At 74.2% G+C, this 22,432-nt stretch carries 20 protein-coding genes; 2 read left to right on the forward strand and 18 right to left on the reverse strand.

Annotation, left to right across the window (positions count from 1 at the left end):
* Nucleotides 1–28 precede the first annotated feature (28 nt).
* From H488_RS25210 to rpsO, 3 genes are all read right to left on the reverse strand, one after another.
* The gene (locus H488_RS25210; protein ID WP_017832921.1) at nt 29–1,453 is read right to left on the reverse strand and encodes a M16 family metallopeptidase; all 1,425 of its coding nucleotides are present in this window, start codon (nt 1,451–1,453) and stop codon (nt 29–31) included.
* A gap of 54 nt (nt 1,454–1,507) precedes the next feature.
* Nucleotides 1,508–3,772: a polyribonucleotide nucleotidyltransferase gene (locus tag H488_RS25215; protein WP_017832922.1), complete on the reverse strand. Its 2,265-nt coding sequence runs from the start codon at nt 3,770–3,772 to the stop codon at nt 1,508–1,510.
* Between the two features lie 262 nt (nt 3,773–4,034).
* Nucleotides 4,035–4,304, reverse strand: a complete 270-nt coding sequence (rpsO, locus tag H488_RS25220; RefSeq protein ID WP_017832923.1) for a 30S ribosomal protein S15 — start codon at nt 4,302–4,304, stop codon at nt 4,035–4,037.
* Nucleotides 4,305–4,603: 299 nt separating this feature from the next.
* Between rpsO and H488_RS25225 the strand changes: the two genes are divergently transcribed.
* Nucleotides 4,604–5,473 carry an aldo/keto reductase gene (locus tag H488_RS25225; protein ID WP_017832924.1) on the forward strand — a complete coding sequence of 290 codons (870 nt, stop codon included), beginning with the start codon at nt 4,604–4,606 and terminating at the stop codon, nt 5,471–5,473.
* Between the two features lie 22 nt (nt 5,474–5,495).
* Here the strand turns inward: H488_RS25225 and H488_RS25230 are convergent, their stop codons facing one another.
* From H488_RS25230 to rimP, 10 genes are all read right to left on the reverse strand, one after another.
* On the reverse strand, nt 5,496–6,497 hold the full coding sequence (locus tag H488_RS25230) for a bifunctional riboflavin kinase/FAD synthetase (RefSeq protein WP_017832925.1): 1,002 nt from the start codon (nt 6,495–6,497) through the stop codon (nt 5,496–5,498).
* A gap of 30 nt (nt 6,498–6,527) precedes the next feature.
* Nucleotides 6,528–7,187 carry a GNAT family N-acetyltransferase gene (locus tag H488_RS25235; protein ID WP_017832926.1) on the reverse strand — a complete coding sequence of 220 codons (660 nt, stop codon included), beginning with the start codon at nt 7,185–7,187 and terminating at the stop codon, nt 6,528–6,530.
* 100 nt (nt 7,188–7,287) lie between these two features.
* On the reverse strand, nt 7,288–7,770 hold the full coding sequence (locus H488_RS25240) for a hypothetical protein (RefSeq protein WP_017832927.1): 483 nt from the start codon (nt 7,768–7,770) through the stop codon (nt 7,288–7,290).
* Nucleotides 7,771–7,825: 55 nt separating this feature from the next.
* Entirely contained in the window at nt 7,826–8,197 is a 372-nt protein-coding gene (locus H488_RS25245) for a hypothetical protein (RefSeq protein WP_017832928.1), read from the reverse strand.
* Nucleotides 8,197–9,249, reverse strand: coding sequence for a tRNA pseudouridine(55) synthase TruB (gene truB, locus H488_RS25250; protein WP_017832929.1), 1,053 nt, complete (start codon nt 9,247–9,249; stop codon nt 8,197–8,199). The genes H488_RS25245 and truB overlap by 1 nt, the downstream gene beginning before the upstream one ends.
* A gap of 21 nt (nt 9,250–9,270) precedes the next feature.
* Nucleotides 9,271–9,720: a 30S ribosome-binding factor RbfA gene (gene rbfA, locus H488_RS25255; RefSeq protein WP_017832930.1), complete on the reverse strand. Its 450-nt coding sequence runs from the start codon at nt 9,718–9,720 to the stop codon at nt 9,271–9,273.
* A 290-nt stretch (nt 9,721–10,010) separates the two neighbouring features.
* Nucleotides 10,011–12,878: a translation initiation factor IF-2 gene (infB, locus tag H488_RS25260; protein WP_031282722.1), complete on the reverse strand. Its 2,868-nt coding sequence runs from the start codon at nt 12,876–12,878 to the stop codon at nt 10,011–10,013.
* A 204-nt stretch (nt 12,879–13,082) separates the two neighbouring features.
* Entirely contained in the window at nt 13,083–13,433 is a 351-nt protein-coding gene (locus tag H488_RS25265; RefSeq protein WP_081615740.1) for a YlxR family protein, read from the reverse strand.
* 195 nt (nt 13,434–13,628) lie between these two features.
* Complete coding sequence (gene nusA, locus H488_RS25270; RefSeq protein WP_017832933.1) at nt 13,629–14,609, reverse strand: transcription termination factor NusA; 981 nt, start codon at nt 14,607–14,609, stop codon at nt 13,629–13,631.
* 191 nt (nt 14,610–14,800) lie between these two features.
* Entirely contained in the window at nt 14,801–15,316 is a 516-nt protein-coding gene (gene rimP / locus H488_RS25275; protein WP_017832934.1) for a ribosome maturation factor RimP, read from the reverse strand.
* A gap of 100 nt (nt 15,317–15,416) precedes the next feature.
* Between rimP and H488_RS25280 the strand changes: the two genes are divergently transcribed.
* Nucleotides 15,417–16,433, forward strand: a complete 1,017-nt coding sequence (locus H488_RS25280) for a hypothetical protein (protein ID WP_031282727.1) — start codon at nt 15,417–15,419, stop codon at nt 16,431–16,433.
* Nucleotides 16,434–16,454: 21 nt separating this feature from the next.
* Here the strand turns inward: H488_RS25280 and H488_RS25285 are convergent, their stop codons facing one another.
* The 5 genes from H488_RS25285 to H488_RS25305 all read right to left on the reverse strand — a co-directional run.
* Nucleotides 16,455–17,222, reverse strand: coding sequence for a TSUP family transporter (locus H488_RS25285; protein WP_031282729.1), 768 nt, complete (start codon nt 17,220–17,222; stop codon nt 16,455–16,457).
* Between the two features lie 49 nt (nt 17,223–17,271).
* Entirely contained in the window at nt 17,272–19,071 is a 1,800-nt protein-coding gene (locus tag H488_RS25290) for a proline--tRNA ligase (protein ID WP_017832936.1), read from the reverse strand.
* 148 nt (nt 19,072–19,219) lie between these two features.
* Complete coding sequence (locus tag H488_RS25295; protein ID WP_150110326.1) at nt 19,220–20,074, reverse strand: GNAT family N-acetyltransferase; 855 nt, start codon at nt 20,072–20,074, stop codon at nt 19,220–19,222.
* Between the two features lie 18 nt (nt 20,075–20,092).
* Nucleotides 20,093–21,259: a flavodoxin-dependent (E)-4-hydroxy-3-methylbut-2-enyl-diphosphate synthase gene (ispG, locus tag H488_RS25300; protein WP_017832938.1), complete on the reverse strand. Its 1,167-nt coding sequence runs from the start codon at nt 21,257–21,259 to the stop codon at nt 20,093–20,095.
* Nucleotides 21,260–21,437: 178 nt separating this feature from the next.
* The coding region (locus H488_RS25305) for a M50 family metallopeptidase (RefSeq protein ID WP_017832939.1) at nt 21,438–22,432 on the reverse strand (995 nt) is incomplete at its 5' end.

A 22,432-nucleotide genomic window follows, 5' to 3' on the forward strand; every position in this document is an offset into this window, starting at 1 on the left:
GCCGCCGGCTCCCGGCGGCGGCGTGCGGTCAGCGGCGGGTGGGCGCCACGATGGTGGTCACGACCGGGCCCTCGGCGAGCCACCCCGCGAGCTCCCGGACCTGCTCCGGGGTCACGGAGCGGACCCGGTCCAGGGACTCGTCGATGTCGAGGAACTCCCCGGACTTCAGCTCCGCGGAGCCCAGCCGGGACATCCGGGACCCGGTGTCCTCGAGGGCGAGCACGGTGCCCCCGCCCAGCTGGCCCACGACCTTGCGCAGCTCGTCCGCCCCGATGCCGTCCCGGGCGAGCGTCTCCAGCTCGCCGGCCATGAGCGCCAGGACCTCGTCGGTGCGCGCGGGCAGGCACCCGGCGTACATCCCGAAGTAGCCGGCGTCCGAGTAGGCGCCCGAGAAGGAGAACGTGCTGTAGGCCAGGCCGCGCTTCTCGCGGATCTCCTGGAACAGGCGGGAGGACATCCCGCCGCCCAGGGCCGCGTTGAGCACGGTCATCGCGAAGCGGCGGTCGTCCCCGGCCACGAGCCCGGGCCGGCCGACGACCACGTTGGTCTGCTCCACGGGCCGCTCCAGGAAGTGCTCGCCCCAGTCCGGCTCCAGGGGCGCGGGGGTGCGCTCGCGCCGCGGGAGGGGGGCCGCCGGGGCGGCCGGGTCCCAGCCCGCGCGCTCGAGGGCCTCGGCGACGAGGGCGACGACGACGTCGTGCTCGAGGCCGCCGGCGGCCGTGACCACGAGGCCCTCGGGCCGGTAGTGGCGGCGGTAGTGCTCGACCACCGCGTCACGGGGCACCGCGAGGATCTCCTCGGGGGTCCCGCCGATGGGCCGGCCGAGGGGGTGGGCCCCCAGCACCCGCTGGGTGAACTCCTCGAAGGCGACGTCCTCGGGGTCGTCCTTGTCCATCGCGAGCTCCTCGAGGATGACCCCCCGCTCCCGCTCGAGCTCGTCCGGGTCCAGGGCGGCCGACGTCACCATGTCGGTGATGACGTCGATCGACATCGGCAGGTCCTCGGCCAGGACCCGCGCGTAGTAGCACGTGTGCTCCTTGGCCGTGGCGGCGTTGGACTCCCCGCCCACCTCGTCGAACGCCTCCGCGATCTGCAGCGCCGAGCGTCGCTCGGTGCCCTTGAACAGCAGGTGCTCGAGGAAGTGCGTGGAGCCCAGGCGGCCGGGCTGCTCGTCGCGGGAGCCGACGCCGACCCAGAAGCCGACCGTCACGGCCCGCTGGGCGGGCATCCGCTCGGTGACCACCCGGGTGCCGCACGGCAGGACCGTGCGACGGACCACGTTGCCGCCGGCGCCCTCGTGGAGGGTGTGGCTGAACCCCGCGGCGGCCGTGGTCAGGGCCGCGGCCGCGGCGGAGGGGGAACTGCGGGGAACCGCCGAGAGGCGGGCGTCCGGGCCGGGGGTGCTCCCCGGGCCGCGGTCGCCCGCCTCCAGCGGCAGATCGACTGCCGTCATCCAGCTGTGCTGCTTTCTGTGCTCGTGCGGTGCTGTGCGCGGGACGGGCCCGGCTCAGGCCTCGGTGGCGTCGTCGTCCTCGGTGGGTACGTTGGGCTCCTCGGCGACCACGGGGGCCAGGGACAGCTTGCCGCGGTCGTCGACCTTCGTGATCTCCACCTGGACCTTCTGGCCCACGCCGAGGACGTCCTCGACGTCGGTGACGCGCTTGCCCTCGTTGAGCTTGCGCAGCTCCGAGATGTGCAGCAGGCCGTCCTTGCCCGGGGTGAGGGAGACGAAGGCGCCGAAGGTCGTGGTCTTGACCACGGTGCCCAGGTAGCGCTCGCCGACCTCCGGGACCTGCGGGTTGGCGATCGCGTTGATCGCCGCGCGGGCCGCCTCGGCCGAGGGGCCGTCGGTGGCGCCGATGTAGACGGTGCCGTCGTCCTCGATCGAGATGTCGGTGCCGGTGTCCTCCTGGATCTGGTTGATCATCTTGCCCTTGGGGCCGATGACCTCGCCGATCTTGGAGACGGGGACGGTCACGGAGATCACGCGCGGGGCGAACTCGCTCATCTCGTCCGGCTGGTCGATGGCCGCGTTCAGCACGCCGAGGATGTGCAGCCGGGCCTCGCGGGCCTGGGTCAGCGCGGCGTCCAGCACCGAGGAGGGGATTCCGTCGAGCTTGGTGTCGAGCTGGATCGCGGTCACGAACTCGGAGGTGCCCGCCACCTTGAAGTCCATGTCGCCCAGCGCGTCCTCGGCGCCCAGGATGTCGGTCAGCGCGGCGTAGCGGGTCTCCCCGTCCACCTCGTCCGAGACCAGGCCCATGGCGATGCCGGCCACCGGCGCGCGCAGGGGCACGCCGGCGTTGAGCAGCGACAGGGTGGAGGCGCAGACGGAGCCCATCGACGTGGAGCCGTTGGAGCCCAGCGCCTCGGAGACCTGGCGGATGGCGTAGGGGAACTCCTCGCGGGAGGGCAGCACCGGGGTGATGGCCCGCTCGGCCAGTGCCCCGTGGCCGATCTCGCGGCGCTTCGGGGAGCCCACGCGGCCGGTCTCGCCGGTGGAGTACGGCGGGAAGTTGTAGTGGTGCACGTAGCGCTTGTGCTTGACGGGGGACAGCGAGTCGATCTGCTGCTCCATCTTGAGCATGTTCAGCGTGGTCACGCCCATGATCTGGGTCTCGCCGCGCTCGAAGATCGCGGAGCCGTGCACGCGGGGCAGGACCTCGACCTCGGCGGTGAGCTGGCGGATGTCCGTCAGGCCGCGGCCGTCGATGCGGACCTGCTCGGTGAGGATGCGCTGGCGCACGGTCTGCTTGGTGAGCGCCTGGTAGGCGCCGTTGACCTCGTCCTTGCGGTCGGCGAAGGGCCCGTCCTCGCCGGCGAGCTCGGCCAGGGTCGCCTGGTGCAGCGCGTCGGTCGCGGTCTCGCGCTCCTGCTTGTCGGCGATCGAGTACACCTCGGCGAGCCGGGTGCCGACGGAGGCCGCGACGGCCTCCTTGACGTCGTCGCCGAAGCCGCCGAAGCGGGGCAGGTCCATGTCGGGCTTGCCGGCGCGGGCCTTGAGGTCGGCCTGGGCGTCGCACAGGGCCTTGATGGCGGGCTTGGCGGCCTCGAGGCCCTGGGCCACGAGCTCCTCGGTGGGGGCCACGGCGCCGTTGTTCTTGATCAGGTTCCAGGAGTTGTCGGTGGCCTCGGCCTCGACCATCATGATCGCGACGTCCTCGGAGCCGTCCTTGCCGGTCACGACGCGGCCGGCCACGGCCATGTCGAACACGGCGTTCTCGAGCTGCGAGTGCTTCGGGAAGGCCACCCACTGGTGCTGGCCGTTCTCGCCGGCCATGAGCGCCACGCGCACGCCGCCCACGGGACCCTGGAAGGGCATCCCGGACAGGGTCGTGGCCATGGACGCGGCGTTGATCGCCACGGTGTTGTAGATCTCGTCCGGGTTCATGGACAGGATCGTGACGACGACCTGCACCTCGTTGCGGATGCCCTTGCCGAAGGCGGGGCGCAGCGGGCGGTCGATGAGCCGGCAGGTGAGGATCGCGTCCGTGGAGGGGCGGCCCTCGCGGCGGAAGAACGAGCCCGGGATGCGCCCGGCCGCGTACATCCGCTCCTCGACGTCGACCGTCAGGGGGAAGAAGTCGAAGCCCTGGCGGGGGGACTTGCCCACCGTGGTGGCGGCGAGCATGGTGGTGTCCTCGTCGATGGAGACGAGGGTGGAGCCGGCGGCCTGCTTGGCGAGGCGGCCGGTCTCGAAGCGCACGACGCGCTTTCCGTAGGAGCCGTTGTCGATGACGGCTTCGGCGTACTGGATCTCGGGACCCTCCAAGGGTCACCTCCGTTTCGTGTCGGCGGGACCGTCCGCGCGTCACCCGGTCTTCGATCGAGATCCACGGAAGGTCCGGGGCCGCGGGGGCCGTCCGGTGTCCGGAGATCACTACCGAGGACCGCGAATGATCGGCGCGGTGGCCCCGTCTGGTGTTCGATGGTGCTGTCTCTGGTGGTGCGGGGGTCCGCCCGGCTGCTGTGCCGTGCGGGCCCGGTGCTCGGCGGCGTCCTCCCGTTGCCGGGCGGACGCCGCCGGGTGCCGACTAGCGGCGCAGGCCGAGCCGCTCGATGAGCGTGCGGTAGCGCGTGATGTCGGTGTCGCGCAGGTAGGTCAGCATGCGGCGACGGCGACCGACCAGGGCCATCAGGCCGCGGCGGGTGTGGTGGTCGTGCTTGTGCTGCTTCAGGTGCTCCGTCAGATCGGCGATCCGGCGGGTCAGGACCGCGATCTGCACCTCGGGCGAACCGGTGTCGCCCTCGTGGGTGGCGAAGTCCTTGATGATCTCCTGCTTGATGGCGGCGTCGAGTGCCACGTGTAACTCCGTTCGAGTCAGTACCGTGCGGCCCGGACGACGGGCTCGTCGCCGGGTCCCGGGACTCCCCCGGGGGTCCGACAACCACGGACTGCAGTCGGACCGCCGTCCAGTCTAGCGGACCCGGGCGCGCCGCCCCACCCCCGGGCGGCGCGGCGCGCTGCGCTGGGCCTCCCCCGGCCGGTGGGCCAAGATGGGAGGGACACGACGGCGGGGTCCCGGCGCACGGCCCGTCCGGGCCGGCCAGGACCGGGCCGGCAGCACGTGGACGAGCAGGACGAGACGAGCAGGAGCAGCGCGTGAGCAAGGACGAGAAGGACGGGCGGGGCCCGGCGGTCGCCGACCGCACGCACACGATGCGGGACGGCCGGCGCATTCCCGCGATCGGGCTGGGCACCTACCCGATGGACGACGCCGGGGCCGAGGCCGACGTCGCCGAGGCCCTCATGCTGGGCTACCGGATGGTCGACACCGCGGTGAACTACGGCAACGAGACGGGCGTGGGGCGCGCGATCGCGGCGGCCGGCGTGCCGCGCGACGAGCTGTTCCTCACCACCAAGCTGCCGGGCCGGGACCACGGCACGGACTCCGTGCGCCGCTCGCTCGAGGGCTCCCTGCGGCGGCTGGGCACCGACCACGTGGACCTGTACCTCATCCACTGGCCGAACCCGTCGGTCGGCCGGTACGTCGAGACGTGGCGGACGATGCTGGAGCTGCGGCAGGAGGGGCTCGTCCGCTCGGTGGGGGTGTCCAACTTCACGCCCGCCCACATCCGGCGCTTGGTCGAGGAGACCGGCGAGACGCCGGCCGTCAACCAGGTGGAGCTGCACCCGCAGTACCAGCAGGAGCGGCTGCGGGAGTTCCACGCGGAGCACCGCATCATCACCCAGGCCTGGTCCCCGCTGGGCCGCAAGACCGATCTGCTCCAGCACGAGTGGATCGCGCGGATCGCCCGGCGGACCGGCCGCACCCCGGCCCAGGTCGTCCTCCGCTGGCACCTGCAGTCGCACACCGTGCCGATCCCGAAGAGCTCCGACCCCCGGCGCATGGCCGAGAACCTCGACGTCTTCGACTGGGAGCTGGACGAGGAGCAGATGCACCGGATGCAGATGCTGCACACGGGGATCAGCGGGTCGGGGTTCGACCCGAACGAGCACGAGGAGATGTAGGGGCCCGGCCGGCCGCCGGGGCTCAGGCCTCGGCGGCCAGGATGCCGCGGGTGCGCTCGACGTCGTCGTCCATCTGGGCCACGAGCTTGTCGACGCCCTCGTAGGCGACCATCCCGCGCAACCGGGCGACGAACTCCACGACCACCTCCTGGCCGTAGAGGTCGAAGTCCTCGACCCGCTCCTCGGGGCGGTCGATGACGTGCGCCTCGACCTGCCGGGGCACGTTCTCGAACGTCGGGTTGGACCCCACGGAGATCGCGGTGGGCCAGCGGGTGCCGTGGGCGTCGAGCAGCCACCCGGCGTACACCCCGTCCGCGGGGACGAACCCGGCCGCGTCCGGGGACAGGTTGGCCGTGGGATAGCCGAGCTCCCGCCCGCGGGCGGCCCCGTGCACCACCTCCCCGCGCATCCGGTGGTGGCGCCCGAGCAGCCGGGCGGCCGCGCGCACGTCCCCCGCCTGCAGGCAGGCGCGGATCCACGTGGAGGAGCAGCGCCGCTCCCCCGCCGCGGTCACGGCCGGGGCGTGCTCCGGGTGCTGCTCGTGCAGGGGGTCGAGCAGGTCGTCGACCACGCGGACCTCGAACCCGTGGCGCTGCCCCAGTTCCCGGAGCGTGTCGATGTTGCCGGTGTTGTCCTTGCCCAGGCGGGTGTCCTCGCCCACCACGAGGCAGCGCGCGCCGAGCGGGCCCACCAGGGTGCCCAGCACGAACTGCTCGGTGGACTGGGCCGCGAACTCCAGGCTGTACTCCAGCACGAGGGCGGCGTCCGCGCCGGTGCGCTCGAGGGCGTCCAGCTTGTCCTCGGTGCCCATGATCAGTCCCGGGTGGCTGCCGGGGCGGTGCACCTGCGCGGGGTGCGGGTCGAACGTCACGACCACCGAGGCCCAGCCCAGCTCGCGGGCGGAGTCGACGAGCTGGGACAGCACCCGCTGGTGGCCCCGGTGGACACCGTCGAAATTGCCGATGGTGACGACCGACGGGCCGAAGCCCGGGGGGACGTCAGAGAGATCTCGCCAGCGGAACACGCTTCTCCTCGCAGGAACGGAACAGGCAGGTCAGGGTCGGGGCGGCACGGGCCGGTGCGGGCCGCCGGGCTCCTCCGCGGGGGCGGCGGCCGGGGACGACGGGCCGTCCCACGGGGCCTGCGGGGAGCGGGGGTCCTCCGCGCCGAGGGTCAGGATCCAGGCGTCCACCGAGGCGCCGCGCTGCTCCATGAACCCGTCGATCCGCACCGGGGAACGGAAGCCGAGCCTCCAGGCGAGCTTGCGGCTGGCCCAGTTGGGGACCTTCGCCATCCAGTAAGCATAGGTGAGGCCCAGGGGCCCGAAGGCGTGCTCGAGCAGCAGCCGGCAGGCGGCCTCGGCGGCGCCGGTGCCGCGGGCGTGGGGGCCGAAGTTGAGCCCGATGTCCGCCGTGGTCCCGCGCAGGGCGTTGAGCCCCACGGTCCCGTGCAGCCGGTCGGTCCGGGCGTCGGCGACCGCCCAGTTGTACTCGCGGCCGGCGCGCCAGGCGGCGGGCACGAACTCCTCGACGTACCAGCGCGCATCGGCCTCCGTGTAGCCCAGGGGCACGGTGGTGAACTCCGCGGCCGCGGGGTCCGCGCAGTTGCGGGCCAGCTGCGGGACGTCACGCTCCTCGAGCCGGCGCAGCACCACGGTGCCGTCGGTGAGGACGGGGACGTCGTAGTCCTCGGCGCCGTCGGGGCGTACGGGCATCGGCGGGGGTCCTTTCGGGAGGCGTGCGGCACGGGGCGCTCCGGCCCGCGACCGAGCCTACCCGGTGCGTGCCGGTGCGCCGCGCGGGACGGACGGGCGCTCAGGCGGGTGCCCGCCCGCCCCGGGGCCGGGACCGGCGGAGCCAGGCGAGGCCGACCACCGGCAGCACGAGCGGGACGTAGCCGTAGTCCTGCCCGAAGTGGGACCACACGCTCGCCTCGGGGAACAGCTCCGGGACGAGCACCGAGAGCAGGCCCACGCCGAGCACGCCCAGCAGCTCCACGGCCACGGCGGACGTGGCCAGCCGGTGCCAGCGAGGGCCGGGCCGGGCGAGGGCCACGGTGGCCACCACGTAGACGGCCGCGGCGAACGCGGAGAGCAGGTACGGCAGCGGCGCGGCCTGGAAGTCCGTCGCGATCTGGTAGAGCGAGCGGACACCGGCGGAGAGGGAGAAGACCGCGTAGACCACGACGACCAGCCGGCCGAAGCCCGAGGACTTGCGGTCGCCGCGCGCCGGGGCGGCGCGGGGCCCGAAGCGCCGCTGCAGCCGGGTGGGGCCGTCCTGCGGGCGGTCGTGCGTCATCGGGGCCTCTCCTGCGGGGTCGTGATGGGCCGGGAGCCGGTCCGGGGTCCGGGGCTCACTGGTAGTACCAGATGTAGTTCATGCGGTAGACCATGATGGCCACCACCGGCCCCGCGGCCGCGAGCACCCAGTTGGACCAGCTCGAGCGCTCCACGAGGGACCACACGAAGGTTCCCGCCGGGATGAGCAGGGCGGTCAGCAGGTAGCCCCAGTACTCGAGGGCCGATCCGGTGGGCCCGGGCCCCCGCACGTGCATGACGACCGTGCCCACGGCGTAGACGAGCAGGAACGCCTCGAGCAGCAGCACGGAGCCCTGGGTCCAGTCGTCGGGCCGCCGCCCGCGTGCGGCCTGCACGGCGCACACCAGGAAGGACAAGGCGCCCAGCAGGACCGCGGCCCAGAACCAGCCGTCGTAGCCCCACAGCATCAGCGCTCCTCCCGGGGGGTCCCGGGCGGCACGGGGAACCGCTCCCCGGGCAGGAAGACGAGCACGGGCTTGGCGGTGCGCTCGCCGCGGTGGCCGCGGTCGGACAGCAGGGCCACGAGACGCCCGTCGGGGGCGAAGCCGGCGGTGACGGCGTCGTGATCCGGCGGGGTCCCGCCGTGGTTCCCGCCGCCGTCGGCGGCGCTGGGACCGATCCGGCGGCCGTGGGCGACGTCCTGGGCCTCGGCGGCGGTCAGCCGGCGGACGGGGAACAGTCCGGCGGCGGCCTCCTCCAGGCTCGTCACGGGCAGCGGGCGGCCGGCGGCCACCTCCGCGGCGAGCTCCTCCAGGGTGGACGCGTCCTCGAGGGTCCACGCGCCCACCCGGGTGCGGCGCAGCGCGGTCAGGTGACCGCCCACCCCGAGGTCGGCGCCGAGGTCCCGGGCCAGGGCCCGGACGTAGGTGCCCGAGCTGCAGGTCACGGTGACGTCGACGTCGAGGACCTCCCGCCCGGCGTCGTCGGCGGTGCGCACGAGCCGGTGCACGGCGAACTCGGAGACGGTGACGGGGCGCGCGGCGAGCTCCACGTCCTGCCCGGCGCGGACCTGGGCGTAGGCGCGGCGGCCCTCGACCTTGATCGCGCTGACCTTCGCGGGGACCTGCTGGAGGTCCCCGGTGAGCCGGGCGACGCCGGCCGCCACCGCGTCCTCGTCCACCGCCGCCACGGCCCCGGGGGCGGCGACGTCGACGACCTCCCCCTCGGCGTCGTCGGTCACGGTGGTCAGGCCCAGCCGGATCGTCGCGGCGTACGTCTTGTCCCGGCCCACCACCCAGGTCAGGAGGCGGGTGGCCCGGTCGACGCCGAGCACCAGCACGCCCGTGGCCATGGGGTCCAGGGTGCCGGCGTGGCCCACCTTGCGGGTGCCCGCGAGGCGGCGGGCGCGGGCGACGACGTCGTGGCTGGTCCAGCCGGCGGGCTTGTCCACGACCACGAGCCCGGACGGCGTCGGCAGGGACGGGTCCGGACTCGGGACGTCAGGCTTCGTGCGGGTCACTTCCCCGGTGCCCCCGCCTGCTCAGCGGTCCCGGGAGGACTCGTCGTCCTCCTCGGCCGGCTTCCGGTAGGGGTCCTCGCCGGCGGCCCAGCTGGCCCCGGCGGCCTGGGCGGCAACCTCGGCGTCCTTCTCCTTGGCCGCGCGCAGCACCTCCTCGAGGTGGGAGGCGTTGACCGGGATCTCGTCCGGGACGAAGGTCAGGGTGGGCGTCAGGCGGGCCGTGATGTTCCGTCCCACCTCGCTCCGCAGGACGCCCTTGGCGGACTCGAGGGCCGCCCGGGTGTTCTGCTGCTCCTCCGCGGTGCCGAACACCGTGTAGTACAGGGTGGCGTGCTGGAGGTCGTTGGTGACGCGGGCGTCCGTGATGGTCACGAAGCCCAGCCGGGGGTCCTTGACCCGGCGCTCGAGCGCCTGGGCCACGACGACCTTGATCCGGTCGGCGAGTCGGGCGGCGCGTGCTGCGTCAGCCATGGTGGATGCTCCTCGGGTCGGGGCGGTGCGGTGCTCGGCGCGGTGCTGGCGACGAGGCGGGGAACGGTGCTGGAACGGGGGCGGCGGCACGGGCGGGCGCTGGGCCCGCCCGTGCCGCCGCGGGTGTCCCGCGCGCGGGGCGCGGGACTCGGGACGGGTCAGGCGCGCGGCTTCTCGCGCATCTCCCACGTCTCGATGAGGTCGCCCTCGTGGATGTCGNACGGGCGGGCGCTGGGCCCGCCCGTGCCGCCGCGGGTGTCCCGCGCGCGGGGCGCGGGACTCGGGACGGGTCAGGCGCGCGGCTTCTCGCGCATCTCCCACGTCTCGATGAGGTCGCCCTCGTGGATGTCGTTGAAGGAGCCGAGCCCGATACCGCACTCGTAGCCCTCGCGGACCTCGGTCGCGTCGTCCTTGAACCGGCGCAGCGAGTCGATGGTGAGGTTGTCCGCCACGACGCTGCCGTCCCGGACGAGCCGGGCCTTGGAGTTGCGTCGGATGGTGCCCTTGGTGATGTAGGCACCGGCGATGTTGCCCCACTTGGAGGAGCGGTACACCTCGCGGATCTCGGCGGTGCCGAGCTCCACCTCCTCGTACTCCGGCTTGAGCATGCCCTTGAGCGCGCTCTCGACCTCGTCGATGGCGTTGTAGATCACCGAGTAGAACTTCATCTCGACGCCCTCGCGGTCGGCCAGCTCCGTCACGCGCTCGGCGGGACGGACGTTGAAGCCGATGATGATCGCGTTGTCCACGGTCGCCAGGTTGACGTCGTTCTGGGTGATCGCGCCGACGCCGCGGTGGATGACCCGCAGCTGGACCTCCTCGCCCACGTCGATCTTGAGCAGCGAGTCCTCGAGCGCCTCCACGGCACCGGACACGTCGCCCTTGATGATGAGGTTGAGCGTGTCGATCTTGCCGGCGGCCACGGCCTCGTCGAAGGACTCGAGCGTGATCCGCTTGCGGCGCTTGGCGAGCAGGGCGTTGCGGTCCGCCGCCTGGCGCTTCTCGGCGATCTGGCGTGCGGTGCGCTCCTCCGGGGTGGAGAGGAACGTGTCGCCCGCCCGGGGCACGGAGTCGAGGCCCAGCACCTGCACGGGACGCGAGGGACCCGCCTCCTCGACGGACTGCCCGTTCTCGTCGAACATGGCGCGCACCCGGCCGTACGCGGCACCGGCGACGATCGCGTCGCCGACGTGCAGCGTGCCGGACTGGACGAGCACGGTCGAGACCGCACCGCGGCCCTTGTCCAGGTTCGCCTCGATGGCCACGCCGCGGGCGTCCTTGTTCGGGTTCGCCGAGAGCTCGAGCGCGCCGTCCGCGGTCAGCACGATCGCGTCCAGCAGGTCGTCGATGTTGAGGTTCTGGCGCGCGGAGACGTCGACGAACATGGTGTCGCCGCCGTACTCCTCGGGGACCAGGCCGTACTCGGTGAGCTGGCCGCGGATCTTCTCCGGGTTCGCGTCGGGCTTGTCGATCTTGTTCACCGCGACCACGATCGGCACGCCGGCGGCCTGCGCGTGGTTGAGCGCCTCGACCGTCTGCGGCATGACGCCGTCGTCCGCGGCGACCACGAGCACGGCGATGTCCGTCACCTGGGCACCACGGGCACGCATGGCGGTGAACGCCTCGTGGCCCGGGGTGTCGATGAACGTGATCTGCCGCTCCTGGCCGTCGACCTCGGTGTCGATCTGGTAGGCGCCGATGTGCTGGGTGATGCCACCGGCCTCCCCCTCGATCACCTTCGTGTTGCGGATCGCGTCGAGCAGGCGGGTCTTGCCGTGGTCGACGTGGCCCATGACGGTGACGACCGGCGGGCGCGCCTCCAGGACGTCCTCGCCCTCGGCCGCGGCCTCGGCCTCCAGGTCGATGTCGAAGGACTCGAAGAGCTCGCGCTCCTCGTCCTCCGGGGAGACGACCTGGATCCGGTACCCGAGCTCCGCGCCCAGCAGCTGGAAGGTCTCCTCGTCGAGGGACTGCGTCTGCGTGGCCATCTCGCCGAGGTGGATGAGCACCGTGACGAGGGAGGCCGGGTTCGCGTTGATCTTCTCGGCGAAGTCCGTGAGGGACGCGCCGCGCCGCAGGCGGACGACCGTGGTGCCGTCGCCGTGGGGCACGGAGACGCCGCCGACGGACGGGGCCTTCATCTGCTCGAGCTCCTGGCGCTTCGCCCGCTTCGACTTGCGCTGCTTGCCGCGGGCACCGCCGCGCCCGAAGGCGCCCTGGGTGCCGCCGCGGCCGCCGCGGCCGGGGCCGCCGCCGGGACGGGAGAACCCGCCCCCGCCGCCGCCGGGACCGCCGCGGCGGGGACCTGCGCCGCCGCCGGCCGGCCGGGAGCCGATCGGGGCCACGCCGGTGGTGTGCCCGGGCATCATGTTCGGGCTGGGGCGTGCGCCGCCGGGGCGGGGACCGCCCTGGGGACGCGGGCCGCCCTGGCCCTGCGGACGGGGACCGCCCTGACCCTGGCCCTGCGGACGGGGACCGCCCTGACCCTGGCCCTGGGGACGCGGTCCGCCCTGGCGCTCGGGACGGCCCGAGCGCATGCCCTGCTGGGCGGCGAACGGGTTGTTGCCCGGACGCGGACCCGCCGGGCGGGGAGCACCGGGGCGCGGCGCGGCCGAGCCCGGACGGGGCGCGGTGCCACCGGGACGCGGCGCGGCCGAGCCCGGACGGGGCGCTCCGCTGCGGCCCATGCCCTGCTGGCTGGCGAACGGGTTGTTGCCCGGGCGCGGGCCCGGGGCGGGGGTCCTGGCGCCCGGGGCCGCCGGGCGCTGCGGCGCGGACCGCTCCGGGGTCGAGGACGGCTCGGCGGAGCGCTGCTCGGGCGCCTTCTCGGCCGGCCGCTGCTCGGCGGCCTTCTCGGGCGCGCGCTCCGGCGCCTTCTCGGCGGGCTTGGCGGCCGCCGGGCCCGGGGCGGGCGCGGAGGTGCCGGGCCGGGACGAGGCGCCGGGCTTGGACGCGGGCTTGCCGGCGGGCGCCGGGGCCGCCGGGGCGGACTTCTCCGCCCGGCCGGCGAGGGCGGAGCGCAGCTTCTTGGCGACGGGCGGCTCGACGGTCGAGGACGCGCCTCGGACGAACTCACCCAGGGTCTGAAGCGTGGAAATCGCTTCCTTGGACGTTATTCCGAGCTCTTTCGCGAGCTCGTGAACGCGGGGCTTGGCCACTTCTCTCCTGTCTCGGTCCGCACCGAAACAGGCACGAACCACTTATTTTCCGTTGAGGCTCCCGGAGCATCGGCCGTCGAGGACGGCGCGGGGTCGCGGGAGGCCGTTGGCAGAGCACAACGAAGCACTCATCGCTGGGCACTCATCGGTTTTCCATCGGTTCTCTGACTCGCTTTCCAGTTCTTCACCCGCGAACGGACGTGGTCACCGGTCCGGTCGGACCGCGCGGGCTGCCGTCCGGGGACGGCTGTGGTCGGCACTCGTGCGTCCGGTCGCCGGGGCTGCCCCCGTGGACAGCAGAGCGTCCAGTGCGGGGGCGACCGCCTCCGTGTCCACGACCGCCCGGAACGCGCGCCGGAAGGCGCGCCGGCGCAAGGCCGAGTCCAGGCACTCGTGGGAGGGGTGGAGCCAGGCTCCGCGACCGCCGAGGCGGCCGTCCCGGTCGACCACGGCCCGGAGGCCGCTGTCGGTCGGTTCGGTCACCACACGTACGAGCTGGTCAGGGTGTTCGGTGGTCCGGCATCCGATGCACGTGCGACGGGAGTCTGCACTCACTCGCTCGGTACTCCTCGTCTCGCGCCGGGACGTCGGGGACGTCCCGTGCGGGCCGGGAGCGGGCGCCGGACAGGGACCACCAACGATCTGACCGCTGTCCAGTCTATCCCGGGGACCGCCCTGGGCCGAAACCGGGGGCGCGCGGGATCCCGGGACCGCCCCGGGGCGGGGGCGCCGGTCCCGCCGCGGCGCGGCTCAGCGGCGCTCGGCGGCCTTCGACTCGGGCACGATGTCGATCTTCCAGCCCGTGAGCTTGGCGGCCAGGCGGGCGTTCTGGCCCTCCTTGCCGATGGCCAGGGACAGCTGGGTGTCGGGGACCACGGCGCGGGACGAGCGGGCCCGCTCGTCGAGCACGCTCACCCGGGACACCTTGGCCGGGGACAGGGCGTTGGCGATGCAGCGGGCGGGATCGTCCGACCAGTCGACGATGTCGATCTTCTCGTCGTGCAGCTCGTTCATCACGGCGCGCACGCGGGAGCCCATCTCCCCGATGCAGGCGCCCTTGGCGTTGATCCCGGACTGGGTGGCGCGCACGGCGATCTTGGTGCGGTGGCCGGCCTCGCGGGCGATCGCCATGATCTCCACGGAGCCGTCGGCGATCTCCGGCACCTCCATCTCGAACAGGCGGCGCACCAGGTCCGGGTGGGACCGGGACAGCGTGATGGACGGGCCCTTCATGCCGCGCTTGACCTCCACGACGAAGGCGCGGATGCGCGCGCCGTGCGGGTACTTCTCGCCGGGGGCCTGCTCGTGCGGGGGCAGCACGCCCTCCACGGTGCCGAGGTCGACCTGGACCATGTGGGGGTTGTGCCCCTGCTGGATCTGCCCGGAGACGATCTCTCCCTCCCGGCCCTTGAAGTGGCCCAGGACGGCGTCGTCCTCGACGTCGCGCAGCCGCTGGAGGATGACCTGGCGGGCCGTGGAGGCGGCGATCCGCCCGAAGCCGGCCGGGGTGTCGTCGAACTCCCCGACCGCCTCGCCGTCCTCGTCCAGCTCGGGGGCCCAGATGGTGACGTGGCCGGTCCGGCGCTCGATCTCGGCGCGCGCTCCCGGCAGCGCGCCGGCGGTCTTGTGGTACGCCAGCAGGAGGGCCTGCTCGATGGTGGGGATGAGCAGGTCCACGGGGATGTCGCGCTCACGCTCCAGCAGTCGGAGGGTGCTCATATCGATGTCCATGTCCGGCCTTCCTCACCTGACGGCCCCGGGGACGGCGCAGCGCACCGTCGGGGATGACGGGGCGCCGCCACGGGTCGTGCTCGCGCACTCGTCGTCGCACTCGGTTGTCGTCGCACTGCGGACCGCGGCGCCGGTGGGCGCCGCGGCGTCAACGGCACATCTTACACTCGTGCCGAGTGTGGCCGGGTCCGTCAGTCCGTGAACTCGACCTCCACCCTGGCCCGGCGCACGGCCTCGAAGGCCCAGCGCTCCGGGTCGAGCAGCCGGGCCGGCATCCCCTTCTTCACCTGGTGGCTGCGCTGCAGGACCACGCCGTCCTGGCCGACCTCGAGCAGGCGGGCCGTGAACTTCTCGCCCTCCACCGGGGTGACCCGCACCAGCCGGCCGATCGAGCGGCGCCAGTGCCGCGGGGCCGCGAGCTCCCTCGTGGCCCCCGGGGAGGACACCTCCAGCTCGTAGGTCGAGCCCGGCACGGGGTCCGTGCGGTCGAGGAGCTCGGACACGGCCCGGGAGACCGCGGCGATCCGGTCGATGTCCACGCTGTCGGTGCTGTCCTCCGGCAGGTCCACGAGCACCTGCAGCACGAGCCCGGTGCCGGCGGGCTTCAGGGCGACGTGCTCCAGGACGAGCCCCGACTCCTCCACCGCGGGGCCGATCAGCTCGGCCAGCCGCTGGTCGTCGGGTCCGGGGGTGCTCTGCTCGCTCACGGGGTCTCCTCGTGCTGTCGGGACGTCGGGGTCGGTCCTGGAGATCCTATGATGAACGCGGCCCTCCGCCGTCCCCCGCCGCGTCCCCCAGGAGCCCCCGGTGACCGATCCCCGCACGCCCGTCCCCCGGGTGCTCCCGCTGGTGCTGGGGGTCCTGCTCGCCACCGGGGCGGCCGGGGCGTGGTGGCTGGACTCCGCCCGGCCGGTGCCCCCGGACGAGGTCGCGCGCGCCGAGGCGTGGCGGGGAACCGAGGCGCTGCTCGCGGCGCCCGCCCCGGCGCCCGCCGCCGCGTGGGCGGACGTGCGCGCCGACCTGGCCCGGCAGCTCGAGGCCCTCGGTCCCGCGCCCGACGACCGCACGAGCGCCGCCGCCCGGGCCGGGCGTCCCTCCCCCGCCGGCGGCACCGGCGGCGTCAGCCCCGGGGACGCCGCGGAACCGGGCGCCACGGCGTCCGCCGTGCTGCGGACGACGGCGACGGCCCTCGCCGGGGACGCCCTGGCCGCCGAGGACCCCGCCCTGGCGCGGGTGCTCGCCGCGGCGGCGGTCTCGCGGGCCACGGCGGCCCGGCAGCTCGCGGTCCCGCAGGGCCCGGCGCCGCAGGTCCCGGCTCCGGCCGGCGCCGACCTGTGCGACGCCGCCGGGGACCCGGCCCCCGGCGGGACGACCGCTCCCGGGGCCGTCCTGTGGTCGGCGCTGGACCGCGCCGGCTACGCCTTCGAGGCGCTGGCCGCCCGCACCGGGACGGCCGCGGACGCCGCCGCCCCTGACGTTGCCGCCCCGGCCGGTGCCGTCCCCGCCGAGCTGGCGGCCCGGGCGCGGGCGGACGTCGAGGAGCTCCTGGGGTCCCCGTCCGCCCGGCGGGTGCTCGCGGCGGACCCGGGGCTGCCGGCGGGCGCCTACGTCCTGCCCGAGGACGTGCGGGAGCACCCCGGCCGGGTCGCGGACACGGCGGCGCGGGACGTGCAGGATGCCGCCGCGCACGTGCTGGCCCGCGGGGACGCCGGCGACCGGTGCTGGGCGCTCGTGGCGCTCGAGCGCGCGACCGGGCTGCGCGCCGCGCTCACGGGGGAGGTCGACGCCCTGCCCGGCGTGGTCCGGGACGACCCGCCGCGGTGACCTCCCGCCCGGTGGGGCGGCTCAGGCTCCCCGCAGCACGTCGACGCCCAGCTTGAGGATGAGCAGCGAGACCACGGTGAGGAACACCACCCGGATGAAGCGGCTACCGCGGGCCACCGCGGTGCGCGCCCCGAGGTAGCCGCCCAGCATGTTGGACAGCCCCAGGACGAGACCCAGGCCCCACAGCACCGACCCGTGGCCGAAGAAGAACACGAGCGCGCCCACGTTGGTCGCGAGATTGACGATCTTCGCCTTGGCGCTGGCGGCCAGGAAGCTGTAGCCCAGCAGCGTGATCATGGCGATGACCAGGAACGAGCCGGTGCCCGGGCCCATCACGCCGTCATAGAAGCCGATGACGGTGCCGATCACCATCGCGGTGCCGTAGTGCCGCGCCCCGCTGTGGCGCAGCTCGGTGAGCTGCCCCACGGTGGGCCGGGCCACGGTGAACAGGAGCACGGCCACCAGCGCGGCGAGGATGATCGGGCGGAACACCGCCTCGGGCAGGGACGCGGCCAGCGCCGCCCCGCCGAAGCTGCCGAGAAGCGCGACGCCGGCCATGGGCAGGGCGGTGCGCAGGTCGGGGGACGTGCGCCGGTAGAAGGTCAGCGCGCTCGTCGCGGTGCCGAACACGGAGCCCATCTTGTTGGTGGCCAGGGCCTGGACGGGGCTGATCCCCGGGACCATCAGCACCACGGGCAGCTGCAGCAGGCCGCCGCCGCCGACCACGGCGTCGACGAAGCCCGCGGCGAGTCCGGCCGCCACCAGCAGGGCGACGACGCCGGGGTCCATCTGCTCCAGGCCCGAGGCCCCGAGCCAGGCGCCGAGCCCCTGCACGGGATCAGCCGCGCACGGCGGCGGCGACCACGGCGGCGACGCCGTCCCGGGGCACGTCCTCGCTGCTGCCGCTCGCGCGGTCCTTGAGCTCGAGGACGCCGTCCTTGAGGCCGCGGCCGACCACCAGCACGGTGGGCACGCCGAGCAGCTCGGCGTCGCCGAACTTCACGCCCGGGGAGACCTTGGGCCGGTCGTCGAAGAGGACCTCGAGCCCCTCCGCCTCGAGCTCGGCCACGACCTTCTCGGCCTCCTCCAGCACCTCGGGGCCCTTGCCGGTGGCGACCACGTGGACGTCCGCAGGGGCGACCTGGCGCGGCCAGAGCAGCCCCTTGTCGTCGTGGTAGGCCTCGGCGAGGGCGGCCACCGCCCGGGTGACCCCGATCCCGTAGGAGCCCATGGTCACGGTGACGAGCTTGCCGTTGCGGTCGAGCACCTTCAGCCCCAGCGCCTCCGCGTACTTGCGGCCCAGCTGGAAGATGTGCCCCATCTCGATGCCGCGGGCCGCCTCGAGCGGACCGGAGCCGTCCGGCGCGGGATCGCCGGCCCGCACCTCGGCGCACTCCAGGACGCCGTCCCAGGCGAAGTCGCGCCCGGCCGTGAGGTCGTAGACGTGCTGGCCGGCCACGTTCGCCCCGGTCACCCACCGGGTGCCGCGGACCACGCGCGGGTCCACGAAGAAGGGGATGCCGGTCGAGGACTTCTCGCCGAGCACGGCCTGGTCCGGGGACAGCCCCGGCCCGATGTAGCCCTTGACCAGCAGCGGGCAGGCGCGCAGGTCCTCGTCGCCGGCCTGCTCCACCAGCACCTCGCCGGAGACGTCCAGGGCGGCGCCGATGCCGGCCTCGATGCGCTTGAGGTCCACGGCGCGGTCGCCGGGCAGGCCGACCGCCACGAGCCGCCTGGCGCCGTCGGGCAGGACGACGGCGAGCACCACGTTCTTGAGGGTGTCGCCGGCGGTCCAGGGTCCCTCGGCGCGCGGGTGCAGCTCGTTCGAGCGCTGCACGAGCGTGTCGATCGTGGGGCTGTCCGGGGTCTCGAGCACCCGTGCCTCGGGGGCCCCGGCGGGATCGGTCTCCGCGGGCACCACGGTGGTCACCGCCTCGACGTTGGCCGCGTAGCCGCCGGGCGAGCGCACGAACGTGTCCTCGCCGATGACCGTGGGGTGCAGGAACTCCTCGGAGCGGGAGCCGCCCATGGCCCCGGACTGGGCCGAGACGGCGACCACGGGCAGGCCGAGGCGCTCGAAGATCCGGACGTAGGCCTCGCGGTGCCTGGCGTAGGACTCGTCGAGACCGGCGTCGTCGACGTCGAAGGAGTAGGAGTCCTTCATGACGAACTCGCGCCCGCGCAGGAGACCGGCGCGGGGGCGGGCCTCGTCCCGGTACTTCGCCTGGATCTGGTAGAGGGTGACGGGGAGGTCCTTGTAGGAGGAGTACAGGTCCTTGACGAGCAGCGTGAACATCTCCTCGTGCGTGGGCGCGAGCAGGTAGTCGGCGTCCTTGCGGTCCTTCAGGCGGAAGAGGTTCTCCCCGTACTCCGTCCAGCGGTTCGTGACCTCGTAGGGCTCGCGCGGCAGCAGCGCCGGGAAGTGCACCTCCTGGGCGCCGATCGCATCCATCTCCTCGCGCACCACCTGCTCGACCTTCCCGAGCACCCGCAGGCCCATCGGCAGCCAGGTGTAGATGCCCGGGGCGGCCCGGCGGATGTAGCCGGCGCGGACGAGCAGCTTGTGGCTGTCCACCTCGGCGTCGACCGGGTCTTCGCGGAGGGTTCGCAGGAACAGGGAGGAGAGTCGCAGCGCCACGAGGGCTCCGTTTCTCCCGGGGAGCGCGGCGTGGTGCGGCCGGGCCCGGGCGTCGAGAGGGTGGGCGGCGCCGACGGCGCCGCTGATTCCGGTCAAATCTACACCCCCCGCCCGGCCCGGCCGCACCGGGATCGACGGCCCCGGGCGCTCAGAGCAGGACGGTGGCGAAGGTCCCGACCCGCTCGAAGCCGACCCGCCGGTAGGTGGCGAGGGCCCGGACGTTGTAGTCGTTGACGTAGAGGCTGACCACCGGGGTGCGCCGGCGGGCGAGGCGCACGGCCGCCGCCATGCAGGGCGCCGCCAGCCCCCGGCCGCGGTGCGCCGGGTCCACCCACACGCCCTGCACCTGCGCCACGCCGCGGGCCACCGAGCCGAGGTCGGCCTTGAACACCACGCGGCCCCCGTCGTCGGTCAGCACGAGGCAGCGCCCCGCCTCGACGAGCGCGGAGACCCGGTCCCGGTACCCGCGGTCGCCGCCCGTGTACGGGGAGTAACCGACCTCCTCCTCGAACATGGCGGCGCTCGCCGGGAGCACGGCGGGGAGGTCCTCGGGGCGGGCCACGCGCACGCCGGGGTGCGGGGCGGGCGCGGGGTCCCGGTCGATGGCCAGCAGGGGCTGGACGGGGCGCAGGTCGAAGGGCCGGGGCCACGAGCGCTCCACCCGGGACCACAGCCCGAGGACCAGCTCGGCGGGCCCGAACAGCGAGGCGTGCCGGGACCCGCCCCGCCGCAGGTGCCCTCCGACGAGGTCCAGGCCCGGGCCGTCCAGGGACACGGGCACCACGTTCGTGCCCACCCAGCACGCGCCGGTCAGCTCACCGTCCGGCCCGGCGGTGCCGACCACGGGCGGGATCCGCGAGCCTTTGCTCCCGCGGTACGACTCGACGTGGGCGGCCACGAAGGCGTGGGCGACGGGGTCCGCCTCGAGCAGCCGGTCCAGCTGGGCCGGATCGACCTCCCCCGCCGGCACCAGCCGCGGCGCCGTCCTCCGCTGCGTCCTCACCCGCCCGTCACCGGCCCGTCAGCTGACGCTCACGACGGGGCTGCCCGCCGTGGTCTCCCCGTTCTCGTCCGTCTCCATCTCGGCGGCGATGCGGTTGGCCTCCTCGATCAGCGTCTCCACGATGAGGTCCTCGGGGACGGTCTTCACGACCTCGCCCTTGACGAAGATCTGGCCCTTGCCGTTGCCGGAGGCCACGCCGAGGTCGGCCTCGCGGGCCTCGCCGGGGCCGTTGACGACGCAGCCCATCACGGCCACCCGCAGCGGGACGGTGAGCCCCTCGAGGCCCGCCGTCACCTCGTCCGCGAGCGTGTAGACGTCGACCTGCGCGCGGCCGCAGGAGGGGCAGGAGACGATCTCGAGCTTGCGCGGGCGCAGGCCCAGGGACTGCAGGATCTGGTTGCCGACCTTGACCTCCTCGACCGGCGGCGCCGAGAGGGAGACGCGGATGGTGTCCCCGATGCCCTGGGAGAGCAGGGCGCCGAAGGCCGTGGCGGACTTGATGGTGCCCTGGAAGGCGGGGCCCGCCTCGGTCACGCCGAGGTGCAGGGGCCAGTCGCCGCGCTCGGCGAGCAGCTGGTAGGCCCGGACCATGGTGACCGGGTCGTTGTGCTTGACGGAGATCTTGAAGTCGTGGAAGTCGTGCTCCTCGAACAGGGACGCCTCCCACACGGCGGACTCGACGAGCGCCTCGGGCGTGGCCTTGCCGTACCTGTCCATGATCCGCTGGTCGAGGGAGCCGGCGTTCACGCCGATCCGGATGGACACCCCGGCGGCCTTGGCCTCGCGGGCGATCTGGCCGACCTGGTCGTCGAACTTGCGGATGTTGCCCGGGTTCACGCGCACGGCCGCGCACCCGGCCTCGATGGCCGCGTAGACGTACTTCGGCTGGAAGTGGATGTCGGCGATCACCGGGATCGGGGACTTCATGGCGATGATCGGCAGGGCGTCGGCGTCGTCCTGGGACGGGCACGCCACCCGGACGATGTCGCACCCGGTGGCGTTGAGCTCGGCGATCTGCTGCAGGGTGGCGTTGATGTCCGTGGTGGGGGTGGTCGTCATGGACTGCACGCTCACCGGCGAGTCGGAGCCGACGCCCACGGACCCGACCCGGATCTGCCGGGTCTTCCGGCGCGGGGAGAGGACGGGCTGGGGCGCGGCGGGCATGCCGAGGCTGACCGGGGTCAAGGAGTTCCTCCGAGGAATCGAGGGCAGGAGCTGGAGCGGTGGCGCCGGGACCCGCTGGCCGGGCCCGTCACCGGTTCCCATTGTGCCCCATGCTCCGGGGCGGCCCCCGGTGCCGGGGGTGCGATTCCTCCCACGCCGAACGCCCGCCGGCCCCGGGGGCGCGCCGGCCGGCCCGGGCTCAGAACAGCCGGACCGGTTTGACGATGTCCGCGTAGATCAGCAGCACGGACATCCCGATCATCAGCACGGCCACCGCGTAGGTCACCGGCAGCAGCCGGGCGGGGTCGAACGGGCCGGGGTCGCGGCGGCCGAGCAGCCGGGCGCTCCCCCGGCGCAGCGCCTCCCACAGCGCCCCGGCGACGTGCCCGCCGTCGAGCGGCAGCAGCGGCAGCAGGTTGAAGACGAACAGGGCCAGGTTGACGGAGCCGACCAGGCCCACGAGGGAGGCGGCCTTGTCCCGCAGCGCGATCTCCTCGTGCGCGGCGATCTCCCCCGAGATCCGGCCGACCCCCACCACGGAGATCGGCCCGTCCGGGTCCCGGGGCGCGTCGGAGAACGCCGCCTCCCCCACCTCGTAGATCCGCTGCGGCAGGTGCAGGACCACCCCGGCGATCTGCTGCAGCCCATCCAGCACCGCCCCGGGCACCGCGGTCAGCGGCTGCCGGACGGGCTCGCTGGTGGGGCTGATGCCGATGAACCCGACCTCCTCGTAGCGGGGGGCGCCGTCCTCGCCGGTCACGGCGGCGCCGGAGTCGTCCAGCACGGGGCGCGAGGAGAGGATGGGGGTCAGCGCCGCGGACACGGTCCGGCCGTCCCGCTCGACCACCACCGGGATCCGTTCGCCGGCCCGGTCCCGGATCCGGGCGGTGAGCTCGTCCCAGGATCCGACCGGGGCGCCGTCGACGGCCGTGACGACGTCCCCGGGGCGCAGCCCGGCGGCGTTCGCGGGGGCCTGGGGGTCCTCCGGCCGGCACTCGGTCTGCCCGGCGGCCTGGCGCTCCGCGGCCACCACGCACTCGGACACCCACGCGACCGTCGTGGTGGGCGTCGCCGTCCCGAAACCGGAGAGCAGGACGGCCAGGCACAGGGTCCCGAGCAGGAGGTTCATCACCGGGCCGCCGAGCATGATCACGATCCGCTTCCACACGGGCAGCCGGTAGAACACGCGGTCCT

Origin of the sequence: Kocuria sp. UCD-OTCP (genome assembly GCF_000349605.1) — a bacterium.
Taxonomy (GTDB): domain Bacteria; phylum Actinomycetota; class Actinomycetes; order Actinomycetales; family Micrococcaceae; genus Kocuria; species Kocuria rosea.

Excerpts from the sequence above, each read along its gene's own strand:
- H488_RS25245 (WP_017832928.1), bottom strand. The coding sequence starts at position 8,197 with ATGCTGTGGGGCTACGACGGCTGGTTCTGGGCCGCGGTCCTGCTGGGC.
- H488_RS25240 (WP_017832927.1), bottom strand. The coding sequence starts at position 7,770 with ATGACGCACGACCGCCCGCAGGACGGCCCCACCCGGCTGCAGCGGCGC.
- H488_RS25285 (WP_031282729.1), bottom strand. The coding sequence starts at position 17,222 with ATGGACCCCGGCGTCGTCGCCCTGCTGGTGGCGGCCGGACTCGCCGCG.
- H488_RS25235 (WP_017832926.1), bottom strand. The coding sequence starts at position 7,187 with ATGCCCGTACGCCCCGACGGCGCCGAGGACTACGACGTCCCCGTCCTC.
- H488_RS25210 (WP_017832921.1), bottom strand. The coding sequence starts at position 1,453 with ATGACGGCAGTCGATCTGCCGCTGGAGGCGGGCGACCGCGGCCCGGGG.
- nusA (WP_017832933.1), bottom strand. The coding sequence starts at position 14,609 with ATGGACATCGATATGAGCACCCTCCGACTGCTGGAGCGTGAGCGCGAC.
- rbfA (WP_017832930.1), bottom strand. The coding sequence starts at position 9,720 with ATGGCTGACGCAGCACGCGCCGCCCGACTCGCCGACCGGATCAAGGTC.